This window comes from Veillonella sp. ZSJB6 (assembly GCF_051549505.1).
In the GTDB taxonomy this organism is placed as follows: domain Bacteria; phylum Bacillota; class Negativicutes; order Veillonellales; family Veillonellaceae; genus Veillonella.
The window spans coordinates 358828-379716 of the sequence record NZ_JBPUGE010000001.1 but is presented as its reverse complement, the minus strand read 5'-3'; the positions used below and the strand labels follow the sequence as shown (position 1 = coordinate 379716).

The window sequence follows — 20889 nt, the reverse complement described above, 5'->3', positions numbered from 1 at the left end:
CCGAGCTAAAATAGCTCGGTTATATTTGGTTAATTAATTTACTTTTGTAAGGTAGTCGATTTGCTCTTGTGTTAAAGAGTCTAAATCATAGCCCATGGAGTTCAATTTAAGTTTTGCAATTTCCGCATCTAATTCATGAGGCAATACATATACCTTAGGGTCCATATCTTTACCATTATGTAAAATATGTTCTGCTGCAAGCGCTTGCATAGCAAAGGATAAGTCCATAATTTCTGCAGGATGACCATCACCAGCTGCAAGGTTTACTAGACGACCTTCGGCTAATACGTAAAGTTTGCGACCATCTGCCATAGTATAGCCTTCGATGTTTTGACGAACACGTTCATGACTTATCGCAAGTTCTGTAAGATCAGCTACATTAACTTCACAATCAAAGTGACCAGCATTACATAAAATAGCTTTATCTTTCATTACTTCATAATGTTCTTTTACAATAACATCTTTACAACCTGTTACAGTACAGAAAATATCCCCTACTTTAGCAGCTTCAATCATAGGCAATACTTTGAAACCATCAAATACAGCTTCAATTGCTTTGATTGGATCTACTTCAGTTACATATACATGAGCACCAAGGCCTTTTGCACGCATAGCAACGCCTTTACCACACCAACCATAACCAGCAACAACCACGTTTTTACCTGTTACTGTTAAGTTTGTAGTACGCATAATACCATCCCAAACGGATTGGCCTGTACCATAACGGTTATCAAAAAGATATTTACAGTAGGAATCGTTTACTGCAATCATAGGGAATGTCAATTGTTTAGCATTCTCTAATGCATACAGACGATGTACACCTGTTGTAGTTTCTTCACTACCACCTAACAAACGTTCTTTTGCATCTTGGCGTGTTGTGTGCAACAAGTTTACCAAGTCACCACCATCATCGATAATAATGTGTGGTTTATGATCAAGAGCCTTATTAAGGAAGTTGAAATATTCTTCATCAGTACAATCATACCAAGCGTATACAGTTAGGCCCATGTCAACGAGACCAGCCGCAACATCATCTTGTGTAGATAATGGATTGGAACCAGTTACGATAACATCAGCGCCACCACGTTTTAATACAGTAGCTAAATATGCTGTTTTTGCTTCCAAGTGAACACTAACGACAATAGTTTGACCTTTGAAAGTTTGTTCAGCTTCAAAACGATCGCCCAAGGTATTCAATGTAGGCATAAAGTTAGAAACCCAATCAATTTTTTTACGACCTTCTGCAGCTAAATTAATATCTTTAATTAAAGATTGCATAATAACTCCTTTTACTAATATGAGTTGATATAGTTAAAATAAAGATTTGATAGTAAACCCACTTGGATTTATTTGTTATTTAGATTCTACAATTTGACGCAGCTTATCAATAGACTCTTCATAGTTTGGTTTTAAAACACCTTCTTCTGTAATGATGGCAGTCACTAGCTCATGTGGTGTCACATCGAAGGCTGGATTAAGAACATCAATGCCATTGGGTGCTATTTGAACACCATGTAACGATGTCACTTCATAATCATCGCGCATCTCAATAGGAATATCCGCACCATTTTCAAGAGTAAAATCAAATGTACTATACGGAGCCGCCACATAGAATGGAATATTATGGAATTTAGCTAACACAGCCACACCATAAGTACCGATTTTATTTGCTACATCACCTTTAGTAGTGATGCGGTCTGCGCCTACGATAACAGCATCAATGAGGCCATGTTGCATCGCATAAGCAGCCATATTGTCTGTTTCCAATGTTACAGGAATGCCATCCTCATGTATCTCAAATGCAGTCAGTCTAGCACCTTGTAATAATGGTCGTGTTTCATCCGCATATACTCGTTCCAATTGACCATTTTCATGAAGCTTACGTACAACACCAAGTGCTGTACCTAAACCACCTGTAGCTAATGCACCAGCATTACAATGGGTCAAAATACGAATATTCTTTTGACCTTCAAATAAAGTTGCTCCTGCTTCTGCCATACGACGATTCAAAGATACGTCTTCTTCATGAATAATAATAGCTTCCTTCGTAATTAGGTCTACCACATCACTCATTGAGAACATGCTTTCAACTTGACCTTTTACTAAAGAAATCACCCGATCTATAGCCCAAGCCAAGTTGATTGCAGTAGGCCGAGTTTCTTTTAAAGTCTCGCTAAATTCATATAAGCTTGTAAGTTGTTCACTAAATGGAGCCTCTAAACGGCTTGCTTCCATAGCAGCTAAAATTAGACCATAACTAGCAGCTACACCAATAGCAGGTGCCCCACGAACGCGAAGCATTTTAATAGCCTCAGCCACTTGACGCCAATCCGTGCAGTGAACATAAGTAATTTCAGTAGGTAATTTAGTTTGATCTAATAGCACCAGCGTATCTTTACGCCATTCAATATTAATCATACCTTCTCCTTCGATGAACTATTGTGCTTCGTTATAAATGGATTATAGTTTAAAGCCACCATATTCGTGCATGCGATTATGCGCATCATAACGAGCATCTACATCAATTGCATCAATAGCACCTAAAATAAGTGATTTAAGTTGAGCTGCCATATCCCCCATCATTTCTACAACTTCACTATGTGTTAGAGCAGATTCAGAAATACCTGCTGCATAGTTGGTAATCATAGAAATCGTAGCATATGCCATTTCAGCTTCATTAGCTAAATTTACTTCAGGTACATTTGTCATGCCTACTGTATCCCCACCAAGCATATGGAACATTTTAATTTCCGCTGGTGTTTCAAAGCGTGGACCTTCTGTACATACATAGGTACCACCATTATGAACAGACAAACCTTGTTCAGTACCAACCTTTTGAAGGATATCACGTAGTTCTGGACAATACGGATTTGTTACATCCAAGTGTGCTACTGGACGGTCACCACCTTCATAGAATGTAGTGATGCGGTTCTTAGTAAAATCTAAGAATTGGTCAGTCAACACGAAATGACCAGGCTTGAAGTCTTCATTCAATGAACCTACCGCAGTCGTAGAGATAATAAATGTAACGCCTAATTTTTTGAGGCCCCAAATATTAGCTCGATAATTAATTTTATGTGGAGGAATTGTATGATCTTTGCCGTGACGAGCAACAAAGATTACAGTTTTTCCATGGTATGTACCTTGTACATAATCTATTTCACCATATGGTGTCATTAAGGATTCTTCATGAATATTTTCAAAGATGGACGGATCGTAAACGCCAGTACCACCAATTACGCCAATTGCACTCATTGTGACCTCCTATTATTAATCACTCTATCTTTTATTTTCTCATAGAATAGAAAAACAGGCTATAGGAAAAACCTCGTAGCCTGTATTTTTTCTGCATATTATATAGATTTTATTGAATTGGACCTTTAGGAGCAAACATATCTTGTAACTCTTCACGTGTGAAATGATATTTTTCATTACAATAGTGACAAACAAGCTCTGTTACTTCATCTTCTAGAATAGCCTCTTTATCTTCTTCTCTTAATGTCATAAGTACGGCACCAAAGCGATCCCGTCCACAACGACATTGGAAGTGAATTGGTTCATTATATACTTCATTCACAGTTAAGCCATCAAGAACGCGTTCCATTAGACCCTTACCATCTGGATGAGCTTTTAAATATTCTGTAATAGGACCAAGTTCGTTAATATTCTTTTCTACTTGTGCTAATGCTTCGTCTGTAGCATCTGGTAAAGCTTGTACGATAAAACCACCAGCTACAACTGTATGATAATCTGGGTCTACCAATACACCTAAGCTAATAGTAGAAGGTACTTGTTCAGAAGCATATAAGTAGTAGGCCAAATCCTCTGCTACTTCACCACTTTGAATTGGACTTGTAGAGGTATAATCTTGTGCTAATTGAGTAAAGCGAGTAACTTGTACTTCACCATTATGACCAACAGCAGCACCTACATCAAGCTTACCAGCTCGTTTTAAAGGTACATCTACATGTGGCTCATCCACATAGCCACGAACCGTATTATCTGCAAAAGCATCTACATGAACAACGCCTAGAGGGCCATCACCTTTAATACGCAAACTTACATTTTCATGATTTTTAAAATCACCAGCTAATAAAATAGCCCCCGTCATAGCGCGACCTAAAGCAGCTGTTGCGACAGGCCATAAATCATGACGTACACGAGCCGTTTCAACAGTATCCGTTGTTACCGCTAAAGACATACGTACCCCTTCTCGGGTAGTAAAACGTTTTATATAATCCATTCCATCATTCCTTATTACTAATTAAAGTTTAAAACTGCACTTTTATATGCTTATATAGTATATCATGTCATAGAATTACATTTCAAATTATAGGGAATATATGTTCGTCTAGATTACTTTCAATGTAAAAGAACATATTTTCGATATTATAAAAACACCCAGTACCATAGGATACTGAGTGTTTTTGATAGTCTTCTTAGAATTGATCGATAAGGTTAACCATTTCAATAGCGCCCATAGCACAATCGTAACCTTTATTACCAGCCTTAGTACCAGCACGTTCAATCGCTTGTTCAATATTTTCAGTAGTTACTACACCGAACATAACAGGAATACCAGTTTCTAAGGAAACATGAGCAATACCTTTAGCTACTTCATTACATACATAATCATAATGAGTTGTAGCACCACGAATAACAGCACCAACGCAAATAACCGCATCGAAGCGACCAGATGAAGCAGCTTTTTTAGCAATCAATGGAATTTCATAAGCACCTGGTACCCAAATAACAGTAATATCCTCTTCTTTTACATCGTGACGTAATAGGCAATCTTCAGCACCACCGATTAATTTGGAAGTAATGAACTCATTAAAACGAGAACCGATAATAGCAAATTTCTTACCGCTACCTAGTAAATTACCTTCTTGAACCTTCATTATGTTGACCTCCTATATTCCTATAAAGGAAATTCTTATGTGACAAGCAATTTGTTAAGTAAAACTAAATGATTAGTCTTCTAACATATGACCCATTTTTTCTTCTTTTGTCTTTAAGTACCCTGCATTAAATTTATTAGCTGCAATAATGAGCGGTACACGACTAGTAACATCAATACCCCAATGTTCTAAGCCATGACGTTTTTCTGGATTGTTTGTCAACAATCTAATACTCTTAATCCCTAAGAAACGGATAATTTGAGCAGCCAAGGAATATTCACGCATATCTGCTGGGAAGCCTAATTGTTCATTAGCTTCTACAGTATCTAGGCCTTGCTCTTGTAATGCATAGGCTTTAATTTTATTTGTTAAGCCAATGCCACGACCTTCTTGACGCATGTATACTACAACGCCTTTGCCTTCTTTTTCGATAGCACGTAGCGCATTATCTAATTGTTCACCACAGTCACAACGTTTAGAACCGAATACATCGCCAGTTAAACATTCAGAGTGAATACGTACAAGGACATCGCTACAGTTTTGCACATCCCCTTTAACAATAGCTAAATGTTCTTTTTTATCTAATTCATTTTTGAATACAAAGATATTAAAATCACCAAATTTAGTAGGTAATTTAGAACAAGCACCAAGCTCAACCATGTCTTCATGCTGTTTACGGTATTCGATAAGCTCTGCTACGGAAGCAATTTTCAAATCGTGTTCTTTCGCAAATTTCATGAGATCTGGTAGACGTGCCATATCGCCGTCATCTTTTGTAATCTCACAAATAACAGCTGCCTCTTGTAAACCTGCTAATCGGCAAAGGTCGATAGATGCTTCAGTGTGACCTTGGCGTACTAGAACGCCACCCTCTTTATACACTAAAGGGAACACGTGACCAGGACGACGGAAGTCTTCAGGTTTAGCATTAGGATCTAGTAATTTTTGAATTGTATAAGCACGTTCTGCTGGAGATACGCCTGTTGTAGTATCTACATGGTCAACAGTAACGGTGAAAGCTGTTTCATGATTATCTGTATTTTTAGCAACCATAGCAGGAATGCCAAGTTTTTCTAAAGCTTCACGGCGCATAGGCGTACATACGATACCGCGCGCGTATTTAACCATAAAATTAATATTTTCTTGTGTAGCAAACTCAGCAGCAATGATAAGATCGCCTTCGTTTTCTCGGCTTTCATCATCAACAATAATAACAGGTTTACCAGCTTTAAGGTCTTCTAAGACCTCTGTAATAGAATGTAATTGTTCGCTCATAGGAACGCTCCTTACTCTTTATATAAATCCATTCTCTACTAAGAGGGATTGCATAGATTTCTTAGGTTTATCTTCGGTAGGTTCACTACCGAGATTCATAAAATGACGAATGTATCGACCAGCGATATCCGTTTCTAAATTAACCTCCGTACCAATATGGGCAGAACCTAAAATTGTTTCGCCCAAGGTATGAGGAATGATAGATACAGAAAAACTGCTGTCCGTTCGTCGCATAATAGTGAGGCTAATTCCATCGATCGTAATGGACCCCTTATAAATAACGTAATCCATAACGGATTTAGGGGCCTTTACGGTAAAAATAATGGCATTATCCGTTTGTTCCCGGTTAATGATGCGGCCCGTTCCATCTACGTGACCTGCCACAATGTGACCGCCAAATCTACCGTTAGCGAGCATAGCCCGTTCTAAATTGACTGGTTGATGAACTTTCAAATTTGTAAAAGTAGTCATCTTAATCGACTCTGGCATTACATCTGCGGTAAATACGCCATTACCAATCGTTGTAGCCGTCAAGCACACACCATTAACAGCAACGGAGTCACCAATTTTTAAATCACTAAATATTTTATTCCCCCGAATTGTAATAGCCAAGGATTTAGGGCCCTTTTTAATGCTCTCTACACGGCCGATTTCTTCAACGATTCCCGTGAACATAAGCGCCCCTCCTTCCTTGACGATACGCTTCGATGCGAATGTTATTATCTAATACTTTAGTTTTTGTAAAAGTTAACTGTGGAGAAGATTCTAGACTTTCAAAGCCACGACCACCTACAGCAGGTGTAGCCTCTGTTCCACCGATTATTGTATTACCAATATAAGTAACTACCTTATCAAAGTTCAATGTTTCTACAAATGAACTTATAATGGCAGAGCCACCTTCAACTAATAATGAAGTATAACCAAAATCGCCCAACTTCGTAAGAATATCATCAATAGATAGTTTTTTAATATCTATTACGATATCTGTACTTTTACTTTTACGAGTAGATACTGATTCAACAACAGTAACAAGAGCCCCTACTTGTTCAAGCGCCTGTATTCGTTCTTTAGGACAGCCTTTCGATACAAATATATGTACCTTGCGAGTATCTATTTCAAATATACGACTTGTTGTTGGTGTTCTACCTAGACTATCTAAGATGATTACATCAGGCTGATGAACATGAATCGTTTCATCAAGTATGCTTGTATCTAATAAAGTCTCTGATAATTCAGTATCAGTTAAACGACAGTTTAATTGAGGATTATCTGCTAAGATTGTACCGATGCCAACGAGCATGGCATCATGAGTAGCACGTAGTATATGTCCATCTCGTCGGGAGGACTCATTCGTAATCCATTGGGATTGACCAGTAAAAGTCGCAATCTTACCATCAAGGGACATAGCACTTTTAATAGTTACGAAAGGTTTACCTGTCTGTATATATGTAAAGAAATGCTCATTTAGTTCAGCACATTCCTCACTACATACGGGGCAAACAACCTCTATGCCTGCTTCACGGAGTAAATCCATACCCTTTCCCGATACTAGTGGATTAGGATCTGTACTACCTACAACGACCTTAGCTATGCCAGCCTCGATAATACGCAGCGCACAAGGTGGAGTTTTACCATAATGAGAGCATGGCTCTAAGGTTACATATAAAGTAGCACCTTTAGCATTATTACCAGCTTGGTTTAAGGCATGAACCTCAGCATGAGCTGTACCAGCCTTATGATGATAACCTTCACCGATTATTGTATTGTCTTTAACCACTACGGCACCAACCAAAGGATTTGGCGAGGTGTGACCTGTGGCTAATTTTGCCAGTGCAATGGCGCGTTTCATATATGCTACGTCATCCACCATATCACCTCAATAAAAAAAGGACTATATACATAGTCCTTGGGTAATCATAAATACGCACGTCAAATGTGCTTCGTCTTTTCTCATCCAGACTGTACTGTCGGTATCGGAATTACACCGATTCATACCTAAAAGGTTCGCGGACTATACCGCCGGTAAGGAATTTCACCTATCCCCAAAGACTCATCTATTTTGTTTCTGAATTAATAGTAACACTTTTATTAACGTTATGCAACAATAAGAGTTTTGTATTGAGAAATATTGTTAAAAAGTAAAGAAGGAATAAAATATATATTATTATAGTTCAATATATAATAGATTAAAAATTTATTAATCATAACAATATAAACATATATAAATTATGTATACATAAAATAGTAACATTTATCACATAATTACACTACAAAGAGGTCTAATATAATAATATATGGTTTTATAACAATATTTAATTAATATTATTTATTAAATATAGGTGATAATATGGCAAAAAAAAGAATTTCTGATGTACTTATAGATGTCTTAGCCAATGCGGGCATCGAACGCATTTATGGTATCACTGGCGATAGTTTAAACTCTGTAAACGATAGTCTACGCCGCAATGGTAAGATTGCTTTTGAACATGTTAGACATGAAGAAACTGCAGCCTTTGCTGCAGGTGCAGAAGCAGCCTTAACTCATAAATTGACTGTCTGTGCTGGTAGTTCTGGTCCTGGTAATTTACACTTGATCAACGGTTTATTCGATTGTCATCGCAATCGTGTTCCAGTATTAGCTATTGCGTCTCATATTCCGCAATCTGAAGTAGGCTTAAATTACTTCCAAGAAACACATCCAGAAAACTTATTCAAAGAATGTTCCTGTTTCTGCGAACTTGTTTCTAATCCAAAACAAATGCCTGAAATTCTATTCCGTGCTATGAATGCTGCTATTGGCAACCAAGATGTTGCTGTTATCGTCCTTCCTGGGGACGTAGCAGTTATGGAAATGGAAATCGACGAGTTACCTGTATGGAACCAACCTCGTTTACCTCATATCATTCCTCAACACGATGACATCGAAGAAATGGCTGCTCATTTAGAAACAGGCAAACGAATTACCCTCTTCTGTGGTGCAGGCTGTGAAGGTGCACATGATGAGGTCGTAGAATTAGCAAAACGCTTACAAGCTCCTGTAGTACATGCGTTCAGAGGTAAAGAATGGGTTGAATGGGATAATCCATATGATGTAGGTATGACAGGTCTATTAGGCTATACATCTGGTTATCGTGCTATTGAACAATGCGACACACTCGTTATGCTTGGTACAGACTTCCCTTACCGTCCATTCTATCCGGAAAATGCTAAGGTAATCCAAGTTGATAGAGATCCTAGTACATTAGGTCGTCGTGTTCCTCTTACACAAGGTATTATTGGTACTGTAAAAGATACATTGAAAGAATTATTACCTCTCGTAGGCCAACGCGGTGATACTGAATTTATCGACACTGTACGTAAAGCATATACTAAATTTAGAGGCGATCTAGATAGCTATGCAGTAGCTGAACCAGATGGTGTAGCAATTCATCCACAATATTTTGTTAATCGTTTGAATAAGCTAGCAAGTGAAGATGCTATCTTTACCTTTGATGTAGGTACTCCAGTAATTTGGACTGCTCGTCACTTAAAAACAAATGGTAAACGCCGCATCTTGGGTTCCTATAACCATGGCTCCATGGCTAATGCTATGATGCATGCTATTGGAGCTCAAAATGCATGTCCAAACCGCCAAGTCATTTCCCTCTCCGGTGATGGTGGTTTCACAATGATGATGGGCGAAATGTTAACATTAAAACAACTTAACTTGCCAGTTAAAATCTTTGTATTCAACAACGAGGAACTTAGCTTCATCGCTATGGAAATGAAAGCTTCTGGCTACCTAGACTATGCTACAGACTTTGTAAATCCAGACTTCGGTAAACTTGCAGAAGCGGCTGGTATTAAAGGTGTAAGTATTCAAAATTCTAGTGAAGTAGACGAAAAAATCATGGAGGCTCTTAACCATAATGGTCCTGTTATCGTCAATGTTCATGTAGATAAACAAGAACTTGCTATGCCTCCAAAAATTGCTTACCAACAAGCAAAAGGCTTCAGTAAATACTTGATCAATGCAATCCTTGATGGCCGTGGTACAGAACTTAAAGAAATGGCCAAAACAAACTGGATGAAATATAAATCTTTGTACTAAATCTGCCAAATTTACAAAATCTGCCAAACTAAATAAACTGCAAAACTTTTAAAAGAGGTATCATCAAATGATGACACCTCTTTTTTCTTAATTTAATCATATATTGTTATAAAACCTTCAGTCCATCCCCTTAAATTAAGAGTGATAGTAGCTATTCCTAAACACTCTATGCCATGTACTTTAAATATATCCCAGGTTTTATACCACTCTATTGCTTTCTCTGCATATTTTAAAGTACTAAATAAACCTATGTATCCTGAACATGTATAATAATCATCTATATCATAATCATACCAAACACCATAAATTTTGTTGTTTATGATTTCATAACTAACATCATCACCTATATGCACACAATCATTTAAATAATGAGTTGTTATCGAAAATGCATCATCCGCCAAATCAGAAAAACCTATCAAATTTTTTGACTCAGTTAATGCCATTTCTGCTAATGATAATTTAGAAAAAAAGCCTAGGCAAAAATACTCTGTATATGGTAACTCATTATTCCTTTTATAGTGAGCTACAGCTTCATATATTGGAACTCTCATAATTACCCACTCGTTACACAATAAAAACAATATAAATATGACACTCTAATAATTTCTATCTATAATAATCGTCCTCGTAATCATCTTTATATCGTATTGCATCGAGATCTGATGGGGATAGTACATTTCCTTCTTGATCAACATATTCTCGGAATTCGTTAAAGTATACACCTGGAATATCGGATTCTTCTAACTCAGGCACATCCTCAGGCTCAATGTCCCAAAATTCAATCTCTATAGGTTGATTTTGTCGTTCCTTAGTAATATAAGATCCAGTTCCATTGTCTTCTGATTCCATTTTCGGTTTTTTAGTAATATCACTATCTGATGAATTAATTCCTAGAAATTTCAATAATTCACTTATCATTACACAACACTCCCTTGTACCAATGATATATCAATTGTATTGTATCAAAATATAGAAAAATAAGCACTATATCCACTTTTAGGTATAGTGCTTACTTTGTATTTAAGTATAACTAGTATTTTATTATGCCCCAAAGAGTGACATTTGTTCGTCTTCAGGTAGTTCACCACAGCATTTAAGTTCTTTCATAAGATCAATGATGGTATTAGATACCTTACAACGACGTTGCAAGTCTTTTAGAGATGTAAACGGACGTTCTTCTCGTTCAGCAACGATAGCATCAGCTACAGTTTCACCTAAGGAATCAATAGCTAAGAATGGCGGCAATAATGCACCATCTTTAATGCTAAAACGTCTAGCTTCGGAGTGCTGGATATCTACATTGATAAAACGATAGCCCCGTTGATACATTTCCATAGATACTTCTAACGCGCTCATAAGATCCTTATCTTTAGGACTGGCAGCGCGATCGAGAGCCTTAATACGGTTGAACTCAGTCATTTGAGTTTTAAGGTCCCCTGTCATAATGCGTAAGTCAAAGGCCTTTGCACGAATGGAGAAGTATGCCGCATAGAATGCCAATGGATGATATACCTTAAACCAGGCAATACGGAATGCCATCATTACATAGGCAACCGCATGGGCCCGTGGGAATAGATAGGAAATCTTTTTACAAGATTCAATAAACCATTCAGGAATATTATTTTCACGCATTTCTGCTTCAAATTCCGTCGTAGCTTGCCCTTGTTTATTTCGTTTTTCAATGCCCTTCCCTTTACGCACGTTTTCCATTACGAAGAAACTATGCTTTCTATCCATGCCGCGATGGATCAAGAAGTTCATTACGTCGTCACGGGTAGAAATAGCTTCGTTCAATTTACAAGTACCATTTTTAATAAGGTCTTGGGCATTGTCGAGCCATACGTTTGTACCATGAGAGAAACCAGAGATACGAACTAAGTCAGAGAATGTTTGCGGACGAGAGTCTTCAAGCATGCCCCGTACAAACTTCGTACCACATTCTGGTACAGCCAAGCTGGCTACTTGGTCACCTTGTAGTTGTTCCGGTGTTAAACCAATCCCCTCTGTAGAAGAGAATAAGCTCAATGTTTTTGGATCATCAAATGGTATAGTCTTTGCATCTATACCAGTCAAATCCTCTAGCATACGAATGATAGTAGGATCATCATGGCCCAGAATATCAAGCTTAGTCATACGACCTTCAATAGAGTGATAGTCAAAGTGTGTCGTTAATACGCCACTTTCCTTCTTATTCGCAGGATGCTGTATAGGTGTAAAGTGATGCACATCCATATCGCGAGGACAAACCATGATACCACCAGGATGTTGTCCTGTTGTATTCTTTACATTCGTAAAGCCTTTTGCCAAATGTTCAAAGAAACCACTGCGAGCTTGAATGTCTCTAATTTCAGCGTACTTTTTAACATAACCAAATGCCGTTTTATCAGCGATAGTACCGATGGTACCAGCTTTAAATACATTGTCACGACCAAATAGTTCTTCCGTATATTTGTGAGCTTTTGCTTGGTAATCACCAGAGAAGTTAAGGTCGATATCTGGAACCTTATCGCCTTCGAAACCAAGGAAGATAGCAAACGGAATATCATGACCATTCGTTTGTAGCGCATGACCGCACTCAGGGCAATCTTTACGAGGCAAGTCAAAACCACCTGCATATTCGCCCTTTTCAAAGAATTCTGAATATTTACAGTTAGGACATACATAATGCGGCGGTAATGGGTTTACCTCTGTAATTTCAGACATGGTAGCAGCAAAAGAAGACCCTACGGAACCACGAGAACCTACTAGATAGCCATCATCAAGAGATTTTTTTACTAGCTTATGAGCAATGTAATACAATACGCCGTAACCATTGGAAATAATACAGTCCAATTCATAGTCTAAACGTTCTTGTACAACGCGTGGCAATGGATCACCATAAATAGCCTTCGCATTTCTATAACACATTTCTGTGAAAGCTTCATCAGCGCCTTCAATTTTTGGAGAATATGTGCCGTCTGGAACTGGTTTGATATCTTCGATACTATCATTAATAGCACGAGTATTAGTAACAACTACTTCATAGGCCTTTTCTTCACTTAAGTAAGGGAAGGATGCCAACATTTCATCAGTAGTACGCAAGTGCAAATCAGGTTGTTCATCTGCATCTGGATACCCACATGCAGTTAACATGATTTCACGATATATCTTTTCTTCTGGTGTTAAATAATGAACGTCACAAGTAGCACATACTGGTTTGTTTAACGCTTCCCCTAATTCGATAACTGTTTTATTCATATCGATAAGAGCTTGCTCATCAGGCATAAGGCCTTTACGAACCAAGAACATATTGTTCGTATGTGGTTGAATTTCAAGATAGTCGTAGAAGGAGGCTACCTCTAGTAACTCTTCCTTTGTAGCGCCGCGAACGATGGATTGCATAAGCTCACCAGCTTCACATGCAGAACCGATGATGATACCTTCACGATGCTCTTCAATAACAGAACGAGGCAAACGAGGACGAACCTTATAATGTTCAAGATGAGATATAGAAATCATCTTATAGAGATTACGTAAACCTACCATATTTTTTGCTAACAAGATAATATGGTAACGTTTGTCTTTTTCTTTTTTCTTCTTTTTATCTAATACAGGCTTTTCATCGCGAGTTACTGTCTCATCTTCAATAAGATAACCCTCTACACCGTAGATAACCTTAACGCCCAACTCTTTACCAAGAGCTTGAGCCTCAGGGAAGGCTTGTACTACGCCATGGTCTGTAATAGCCACTGCAGGATGGCCCCATTTTTTTACTGTTTTAAATAGATCCTTAACAGATACAAGAGCATCCTTATCACTCATCTTAGTATGTAAATGAAGCTCTACGCGGGAGTCTGGTCGGTTTTCTGTACGTTCCACGCTCGTAGTTTCCATAGCCTCGATGCTTCGAATAGATAAGATATAATCTTTATCGAATCGATCATCAAAGCTGACGCTACCTTGTACTCGAACACGCTGCAAGCCCTTTAGCTGTTTAAGTAACGCATCCCCCTCTTCAGGACTGTTTGTAAACTTAATAAATTTAATGCTATTTGTATCATCTACGATACTGCCATTAACAATACTTTTACCAGTCTTAGTATCTCGTTTATCTAAGCCTACAAATACACCTTCAAAGATGACGCTTGGTGTATCTAAGGTGCCCATGATCTTAGAGGTAACCCCTTCAATTTTAGGTCCTAAAATCATACCTTCATCAGTAGGAGCATCCTTCGGTGCACGACGAGGATATTTGCTATCTCCTTCACTACCTTTTCCAGTAGATTTTGTCGTACTTTTAGGTGCAAAACCATTGCTTGCTTTAGGTGTACTGCTCACAGATGCGACAGTATCACTATTACTAGATGCGGCAGCAGTTTGATTAGAACGAGACACAACAACTGGACTATTGTTGAAATAGCCTAACTCAACAGCCTCTACGAATGGAGCAAAATCATCTTCGTCAACATCATCATATTCATCTTGTTGATCATATCCTGCAAAGGACTTGCCTATAGGGGCTTGATTTTTAGCCTCTTCAGCCTCACGTTGCGCCTCAGCAGCTTCAATCCATTCACCAGCTCCGTAGCCGCCACCATAATAATAGGTATCTAAACCTTCCCCAGTTTCAGTATCTACCTTCCAGGCGAAGCAACAAGCTGTATCGGTATTAGTTGGAATATCGTCAAAAGAGATATTCTTTTCCTTATACCATGCAGATAATCTTTCACGCAAACTAAGTAATGTGGAAAAAGCTGAGTCCGCCGCTTGAATCGTCACATGTTGGCTATGACAGTTTACATAGAAGGACGATTTCTTATTCTGTTTTGGTACAACACGATAACGTACTTTCATTTTTATCCCTTATACCCACAATAGGTAATACATAAATCTCTAAATCGCCAAATATCGCCCTTACTGCTGCGGCTATCCAAGATAATCTCATAGAGTCCTTTTAATAAAGCTCGTAGTGCCTTAATTGAAATTCTAGGACTCGCCTCGTAAGCTAACTTAATCGGATATGGTTTAAATGACGAATCATGATCCTTACATAAGTTTTGAATAGCTTGAACAGACATTCCCGCTTGGCGACATTCGCTGACCAATAACTGTAAACGTAATTGCCCCTCAATATAGCTCATTGCACGGTCTAATTCTTTATAGCCGAACATAAACGGAAATAGTTCAAGCAATGTATCAATATCTCGTTTTAACAGAGCCTCTTTAAAGGTGAAAATATTTTTAGCCCCATAATCGCTACCATTTTCTTCGAGAAACTCTTTAGTAATGACTTTATCACCCGTAATTTGTAGAAAATACCGGTCAAATTCGGTTCTCATAAAAGAAACCGGTACATCTTGCCACAAATCGATGAGATGAGCTACATATTCCTGTGCATCAGGTGTCATTTTAAAACCATTAGAAGTGCAATACTGACGTATCCACATCACGAGGTCTGCCCCTTCAAGGCGCTTACATTGATGATTGGGAATTTTATCTAAAATCGCTTTATTCTGCTTGATGCGTTTATCAATCATATCATGATAAATCAAAAGGATGGGGTTATCCCCGTTATATTCCATGAGAAGTTCATATAATGGAACCCAAGCATCGCTATTTTTACCGCTTTTACGAATAATAGGTAAATTCACTAAGCAAAATACCTTTTGATCGCCAAATAGAGAATCCTCACAGAGCTTTTCACTTATCTTCTGTGGCCCAGCTTCATCATCTAATACTGTTACTGGAAGGTCAGGATAGGCACTTAAAAATTTACGTTTTTCTTCTTCAATTAATTGTGGCTCATCGCCATAAATGAGTTGAATATGTGCCATAGTTCCTCCTTTCACAGATAGATATCTTTAATGTAACTGTATCCCATTATATACATGTGTTCCGATGATGGGTCCACATCGCGTAACGCACCATGAGGGCTGCTAAGTAAAACCATATTATTCGGTAATACTCGGCCAATTTCATTCATTGAACTAGAACGACTCGTAATAAATAGTGTATTAGTCTTATCATTTAATTTTAGATTTTTTTCCCCTCTTTGTCCATTATATACATCGATTTCTTTCATACTATTTTTATATATTGTTTTTGCAGATCCGTTACTATGAAAGTAGTCTACTTTTACAACCTTTGGATTGACACCATATGCTTGTATAGCTTGATTAATAAGCCTTTCATTAGGTGTTGTTTTAATATGGTCTGGTGCATCAATTAATACATAGGCCCCTTCGTGATTTGGTTCTATACAAAGTAACACATTACACTGCTTCATAGGAATATAGTGAACCAATGCATTCTTATGATACTGTGTCACATAATATGAAGCACCAAAGGTTGTGACCATAAAAACTAAACATAACACTATATAAACAGTATACCTTTTTCTATGGGTTAAAAAATACGTAAATAAACCCAATAGAACAAAATACAAATAAGCACAATAGGGATGCATCATCCCTAACCAAAGTAAACTGCCACTACGACCTAACACATGATTTAAATATAAGGATATACGTAATAGTACATCTATCAAAGGCCATAGAAATGATATTGGCATTATAGAGCTAATAATAGTACTTATAAAAATTAAAACGATAGATATATCTAATAAAGGTGCCACTATACAAGCTGCTAACAAACTAGCAATACTGATATAGTGAAAATAATACAGCTGTAGCGGTAAGATGAGCAACTGTGCTGACACACATAATACAAGGGGTGTTTTAATCCATTTTGGTAACCATTGAATACGTTCATATAATACTTTTCCCCATATGAGCAATCCATAAGTTGCACCAAAGGATAGCTGAAAGCTTACATCAAATATAGAAAAAGGATCATATACTAAACATAGTATGGCACATATGCATAATGCCTGCTTCGCTTGATATAATCGACCTTTTATGTAAGCCATACACATGAGTATGCTCATTATCGTTGCCCGTACAACAGGAGCATCGCCACCAACGACACCACAATACATGCAAGCTACTAAAATGCCAATAGTCAAACTAGTTCGTTTTCTTAATTTAATAAGTCGTCCCAGTCCATATACCAGTGCTAATAAGAGCGCAATATGTGAACCTGATATAGATAGAATATGAATAAGCCCTGTATAGGAAAAATCCTTCATTGTATCTTCCCCTAGCTCACTATAATGGCCACCTAAAGCTAATGATTGTGCTAATACATGTTGTGGACCCTCTAGATAATTAGAAATAGTTTTATCTATAGACTCACGTATTGATCCACAAATAAATAAGAGTTTCCAATATATTTTTTCAGAAAAGAGCTCTTTATAGTTGAATGCTTGTAAGTCTTTATTTGTAGCAGTTCTATATACACCATCGTAGATTCGCCCTCGAGAATTGGAACTCATATATCGACCGCGAAGATTAATACGACCTTCCTCTTCGATAAGAAATAAGGACTTTGGTGTACCTTCTACAACTGCGTATTCCCCTAGTCGTATGGGATGTTTGGTGGTAGACACCTTTGAATATACCTGTAACCTTCCCTGTGCATTAATATAATCATTTTTGGCAGTATCTTTATAAGGATGTAAGCCATGAGTTTTAATTGTATATTTGTAGTACTCCTGTCCGTTCAAATTTACTCTTTCAGGAGCAGTTACAACCGTACCAAGATATTCTCCTTCTTGCTGCAAATAATATGAAGTATAGCTATTAAAATGTATAATCCGTAAATCTGTTTGATAATACGACAGTCCTACAAAAACGGACACTAAAACTATTAACTTACCAAGTGATCGCCACCAATTAGACGATTGTAAGACTTTAAAAACACCGACACCTATAATGGCTATCCCTATCGCAAAGATGTAGTACATTTGATTGAGTACAGGAAAATAATTTCCATACCCTAGTATTGTTCCTATAATGATAGATCCTAATATAACATGTGCCCATTGACTATGAGTTAACACCACTTTTGTACGATCAATAATATTTGTATGTAGTGGCATACCTTCGTGATTACAATTTTGATTGTTAAATTGTAATTTTGTCTTTAATTTTCTTAAATACGCCGTCACCAATGCCCTTCACCCCCTTGATACCTTCAACGGAAGTAAAGGGGCCTTTTTGTGAACGATATTCCTCAATTCTTTTAGCCATGGCAGGGCCTATACCTGGCAGAGAGTCTAATTCTTTTGCAGTGGCAGAGTTTATGTTTATCTTATTACCACGCAATAACACTTCAGGATTACCGTGAAAGTTAAATACTACATGGATATGATCACCTGCAGTAACTGGCTTAGCCATATTTACCGACTCTACATCTGCATACGGTAATAGTCCTCCTGCTAGCTTAACAATATCACCTACAGTAGCTGAGCTTTCAAGCTCATATAAACCAGGTGAAGCGACTGCACCTGTTATATAAGCGATTGGTTTATTAGGCTGTTGTTCTACAGTAGATATAGAAGAATTTCCATCTATACCCCCTTCAGCTAGGACAGAATCGCTTTCATCTGTTATAATAGGCCATAGGAAATAAATTCCTACTAAAATACATAGGATTAATACAATTATCATATAGGGCTTCAATTTAACTTTCATAGTGCACCTCCTACTGAAGGATTTCCCTATGAAAAACAAAACTCCTACCGATGACTCTATTGGTCACACTAGCAGGAGTTTAACAATTGATGACGAATTAAAGGAGAAATTATGAATCAAGATACATTAAGAAAATATGCCCGTACATTATTACAATACGGGGTAAACTTGCAGCAAGACCAAACATTAGTTATTTCTGTAGATGTAGAAAACAAAGACTTTGCAGTGATTGTTACTGAAGAAGCTTATGAACTTGGTGCTAAGGAGGTTGTTCTGAACTGGAGATGCTCACCAATTGCCCGTCAACGTTTATTGCATGCTAACGAATCTGTTTTAGAAAAACCAGCTAACTGGATTCCTGAATTCTACAAGCAGTACATCGATGAAAAGGCTGCCTTCTTATCGTTAATCAGTGCTAATCCAAAAGCCTTAGAAGGTATTCCAACAGATCGTATTTCCTTACAATCTCGTAACTTAAATAAAGCGTTATCCTTCTATCATACAGCCATCATGAACTCTTCTGTTACATGGTGTGTTGCTTCTGTACCAACAGTTCTTTGGGCAGATTTATTAGGCTATAAAGGTACAGACGAAGAAAAAATTAACCAGTTATGGGATACATTATTGAAACTTTGCCGCATTGAAGGTGTAGAACCAAAAGATACGTATCGTCATCATATGGCAAAATTACGTCACTGCTGTGAAGCATTGAATAAATTAGACTTAAAGGCATTGCGTTATACTTGTGAAAATGGTACTGACCTCCTATTAGAATTGCCAGAAGGTCATATTTGGCTAGGTGGTGAAGAATCCTCTAAAGATGGTACTATTTTCAATGCCAATATACCTACAGAAGAAGTTTTCTCTGCTCCACAATACAATGGTGTTAATGGTATTGTATACAGTACAAAACCTTTAATTTACCATGGCAACACTATTTCTGATTTCTCCTTTACGTTTAAAGAAGGTAAAATCGTTGAATATACAGCCAAAGAAGGTTATGAAGTATTGAAAGAATTAGTAGAAACTGATGAAGGTTCCCACTACCTCGGCGAAGTTGCTTTAGTTGATCACTTCAGCCCAATTAGTCAATCTAACCAAATCTTCTTCGAAACATTGTTTGATGAAAATGCGTCCTGCCATTTAGCAATTGGTGCCTCTTATCCAACATGCCTCAAAGATAGCGATGGTTTATCTGAAGAAGAATTAAAAGAACGCGGCCTTAACCACTCCTTAACACATGTAGACTTTATGATTGGCCATGAACGTATGAACATCAAAGGCTATACTCGTGACGGTCAAGAAGTAGACATTATGATTGATGGTCGTTTACAAGTATAAACATAACTACAAAACAATCATAAATTGGATGACAGCAAAGAACTATATGTCTAGTCTAACGTCTCTAGTAGATATCCATTTATATTGGAAAACTACATATGAAACAGACCCTATATACGCTTGTATATAGGGTCTTTTGATAATAGTAAAAATTTATTCTATTACAATGTGATATTTAAAGTACGGCCTGTAGGTTTATATTCAATAATCTCTACACCTGCAGTTTTTAACATCCGCTTAGATGCTTTAACCTCTTTAGTATCTTTATAAAGGTCATCGCGGTAGATAACGGCCTTAATACCACTTTGAATGATTGCCTTAGCACATTCATTACAAGGGAATAATGTAACATAAATCTTGGAACCCTCTAGAGAACCACCGCGATAATTCAGAATAGCATTGAGTTCACTATGTACAGTATAGAAATATTTGTTATCGTCTGCTGAATCGCGTTCCCAAGTAAAGTCATCATCACTACAATTCAAAGGCATGCCATTATAGCCAATAGATAAGATTTTATTATCATTGCTAACGATACATGCACCAACTTGTGTATTAGGATCCTTAGAGCGTTGCGCTGCTAAGATGGCAACCCCCATGAAGTATTCATCCCAGGAAATATAATCGCTACGTTTTGCCATAATTACCTCACTAAAAAATAAGCCCCCTTCTACTTATGTAGTTGGGGGCTTACTGTATTAAACGAATA

Annotated in this window: 17 protein-coding genes and 1 riboswitch; of the genes, 2 read left to right on the top strand and 15 right to left on the bottom strand. The window is 37.5% G+C overall.

Going from position 1 to position 20889, the window contains the following annotated elements; genetic code table 11:
• Positions 1–33 precede the first annotated feature (33 nt).
• The 8 genes from ACSV5T_RS01720 to ribD form a co-directional block, all read right to left on the bottom strand.
• Positions 34–1278, bottom strand: a complete 1245-nt coding sequence (locus ACSV5T_RS01720; RefSeq protein WP_438320122.1) for an adenosylhomocysteinase — start codon at positions 1276–1278, stop codon at positions 34–36.
• A gap of 75 nt (positions 1279–1353) precedes the next feature.
• The gene (gene mtnA / locus ACSV5T_RS01715) at positions 1354–2418 is read right to left on the bottom strand and encodes an S-methyl-5-thioribose-1-phosphate isomerase (RefSeq protein WP_438320121.1); all 1065 of its coding nucleotides are present in this window, start codon (positions 2416–2418) and stop codon (positions 1354–1356) included.
• 42 nt (positions 2419–2460) lie between these two features.
• Positions 2461–3255, bottom strand: coding sequence for an S-methyl-5'-thioadenosine phosphorylase (mtnP, locus tag ACSV5T_RS01710; protein ID WP_438320120.1), 795 nt, complete (start codon positions 3253–3255; stop codon positions 2461–2463).
• 109 nt (positions 3256–3364) lie between these two features.
• Positions 3365–4243 carry an Hsp33 family molecular chaperone HslO gene (hslO, locus tag ACSV5T_RS01705; RefSeq protein WP_295202901.1) on the bottom strand — a complete coding sequence of 293 codons (879 nt, stop codon included), beginning with the start codon at positions 4241–4243 and terminating at the stop codon, positions 3365–3367.
• Between the two features lie 196 nt (positions 4244–4439).
• The gene (gene ribH / locus ACSV5T_RS01700) at positions 4440–4901 is read right to left on the bottom strand and encodes a 6,7-dimethyl-8-ribityllumazine synthase (protein WP_105085641.1); all 462 of its coding nucleotides are present in this window, start codon (positions 4899–4901) and stop codon (positions 4440–4442) included.
• 72 nt (positions 4902–4973) lie between these two features.
• Positions 4974–6176, bottom strand: coding sequence for a bifunctional 3,4-dihydroxy-2-butanone-4-phosphate synthase/GTP cyclohydrolase II (locus ACSV5T_RS01695; RefSeq protein WP_438320119.1), 1203 nt, complete (start codon positions 6174–6176; stop codon positions 4974–4976).
• Between the two features lie 18 nt (positions 6177–6194).
• On the bottom strand, positions 6195–6851 hold the full coding sequence (locus tag ACSV5T_RS01690) for a riboflavin synthase (protein WP_438320118.1): 657 nt from the start codon (positions 6849–6851) through the stop codon (positions 6195–6197).
• On the bottom strand, positions 6832–8046 hold the full coding sequence (gene ribD / locus ACSV5T_RS01685; RefSeq protein WP_438320116.1) for a bifunctional diaminohydroxyphosphoribosylaminopyrimidine deaminase/5-amino-6-(5-phosphoribosylamino)uracil reductase RibD: 1215 nt from the start codon (positions 8044–8046) through the stop codon (positions 6832–6834). The genes ACSV5T_RS01690 and ribD overlap by 20 nt, the downstream gene beginning before the upstream one ends.
• A 68-nt stretch (positions 8047–8114) precedes the next feature.
• Positions 8115–8230: riboswitch (FMN riboswitch) on the bottom strand.
• Positions 8231–8523: 293 nt separating this feature from the next.
• Here ribD and poxB point away from each other — a divergent pair.
• The gene (poxB, locus tag ACSV5T_RS01680; RefSeq protein WP_438320115.1) at positions 8524–10266 is read left to right on the top strand and encodes a ubiquinone-dependent pyruvate dehydrogenase; all 1743 of its coding nucleotides are present in this window, start codon (positions 8524–8526) and stop codon (positions 10264–10266) included.
• 92 nt (positions 10267–10358) lie between these two features.
• Here poxB and ACSV5T_RS01675 read toward each other — a convergent pair whose 3' ends face one another.
• From ACSV5T_RS01675 to ACSV5T_RS01650, 6 genes are all read right to left on the bottom strand, one after another.
• On the bottom strand, positions 10359–10817 hold the full coding sequence (locus tag ACSV5T_RS01675; protein WP_438320114.1) for a hypothetical protein: 459 nt from the start codon (positions 10815–10817) through the stop codon (positions 10359–10361).
• A gap of 55 nt (positions 10818–10872) precedes the next feature.
• Positions 10873–11115 carry a hypothetical protein gene (locus ACSV5T_RS01670; protein WP_438320113.1) on the bottom strand — a complete coding sequence of 81 codons (243 nt, stop codon included), beginning with the start codon at positions 11113–11115 and terminating at the stop codon, positions 10873–10875.
• Positions 11116–11307: 192 nt separating this feature from the next.
• A complete protein-coding gene (locus ACSV5T_RS01665) occupies positions 11308–15099 on the bottom strand; it encodes a PolC-type DNA polymerase III (RefSeq protein ID WP_438320112.1) in 3792 nt (1263 codons plus the stop codon).
• Between the two features lie 2 nt (positions 15100–15101).
• Entirely contained in the window at positions 15102–16079 is a 978-nt protein-coding gene (gene holA / locus ACSV5T_RS01660; RefSeq protein WP_438320111.1) for a DNA polymerase III subunit delta, read from the bottom strand.
• A gap of 11 nt (positions 16080–16090) precedes the next feature.
• Positions 16091–18313: a ComEC/Rec2 family competence protein gene (locus ACSV5T_RS01655; protein WP_438320110.1), complete on the bottom strand. Its 2223-nt coding sequence runs from the start codon at positions 18311–18313 to the stop codon at positions 16091–16093.
• A complete protein-coding gene (locus ACSV5T_RS01650) occupies positions 18270–18839 on the bottom strand; it encodes a helix-hairpin-helix domain-containing protein (RefSeq protein WP_105089216.1) in 570 nt (189 codons plus the stop codon). Before ACSV5T_RS01650 ends, ACSV5T_RS01655 begins: the two co-directional genes overlap by 44 nt.
• A gap of 111 nt (positions 18840–18950) precedes the next feature.
• Between ACSV5T_RS01650 and ACSV5T_RS01645 the strand changes: the two genes are divergently transcribed.
• Positions 18951–20180 carry an aminopeptidase gene (locus ACSV5T_RS01645; RefSeq protein WP_438320109.1) on the top strand — a complete coding sequence of 410 codons (1230 nt, stop codon included), beginning with the start codon at positions 18951–18953 and terminating at the stop codon, positions 20178–20180.
• Between the two features lie 161 nt (positions 20181–20341).
• Here ACSV5T_RS01645 and ACSV5T_RS01640 read toward each other — a convergent pair whose 3' ends face one another.
• Positions 20342–20821, bottom strand: a complete 480-nt coding sequence (locus ACSV5T_RS01640) for a deoxycytidylate deaminase (RefSeq protein WP_005386569.1) — start codon at positions 20819–20821, stop codon at positions 20342–20344.
• Between the last annotated feature and the right edge of the window lie 68 nt (positions 20822–20889).

Excerpts from the sequence above, each read along its gene's own strand:
- ACSV5T_RS01690 (WP_438320118.1), bottom strand. The coding sequence starts at position 6,851 with ATGTTCACGGGAATCGTTGAAGAAATCGGCCGTGTAGAGAGCATTAAA.
- ribD (WP_438320116.1), bottom strand. The coding sequence starts at position 8,046 with ATGGTGGATGACGTAGCATATATGAAACGCGCCATTGCACTGGCAAAA.
- ACSV5T_RS01650 (WP_105089216.1), bottom strand. The coding sequence starts at position 18,839 with ATGAAAGTTAAATTGAAGCCCTATATGATAATTGTATTAATCCTATGT.
- hslO (WP_295202901.1), bottom strand. The coding sequence starts at position 4,243 with ATGGATTATATAAAACGTTTTACTACCCGAGAAGGGGTACGTATGTCT.
- ACSV5T_RS01670 (WP_438320113.1), bottom strand. The coding sequence starts at position 11,115 with ATGGAATCAGAAGACAATGGAACTGGATCTTATATTACTAAGGAACGA.
- ACSV5T_RS01645 (WP_438320109.1), top strand. The coding sequence starts at position 18,951 with ATGAATCAAGATACATTAAGAAAATATGCCCGTACATTATTACAATAC.
- ACSV5T_RS01695 (WP_438320119.1), bottom strand. The coding sequence starts at position 6,176 with ATGAGCGAACAATTACATTCTATTACAGAGGTCTTAGAAGACCTTAAA.
- mtnP (WP_438320120.1), bottom strand. The coding sequence starts at position 3,255 with ATGAGTGCAATTGGCGTAATTGGTGGTACTGGCGTTTACGATCCGTCC.
- ACSV5T_RS01665 (WP_438320112.1), bottom strand. The coding sequence starts at position 15,099 with ATGAAAGTACGTTATCGTGTTGTACCAAAACAGAATAAGAAATCGTCC.
- ACSV5T_RS01675 (WP_438320114.1), bottom strand. The coding sequence starts at position 10,817 with ATGAGAGTTCCAATATATGAAGCTGTAGCTCACTATAAAAGGAATAAT.
- ACSV5T_RS01720 (WP_438320122.1), bottom strand. The coding sequence starts at position 1,278 with ATGCAATCTTTAATTAAAGATATTAATTTAGCTGCAGAAGGTCGTAAA.
- ribH (WP_105085641.1), bottom strand. The coding sequence starts at position 4,901 with ATGAAGGTTCAAGAAGGTAATTTACTAGGTAGCGGTAAGAAATTTGCT.
- poxB (WP_438320115.1), top strand. The coding sequence starts at position 8,524 with ATGGCAAAAAAAAGAATTTCTGATGTACTTATAGATGTCTTAGCCAAT.
- mtnA (WP_438320121.1), bottom strand. The coding sequence starts at position 2,418 with ATGATTAATATTGAATGGCGTAAAGATACGCTGGTGCTATTAGATCAA.
- holA (WP_438320111.1), bottom strand. The coding sequence starts at position 16,079 with ATGGCACATATTCAACTCATTTATGGCGATGAGCCACAATTAATTGAA.
- ACSV5T_RS01640 (WP_005386569.1), bottom strand. The coding sequence starts at position 20,821 with ATGGCAAAACGTAGCGATTATATTTCCTGGGATGAATACTTCATGGGG.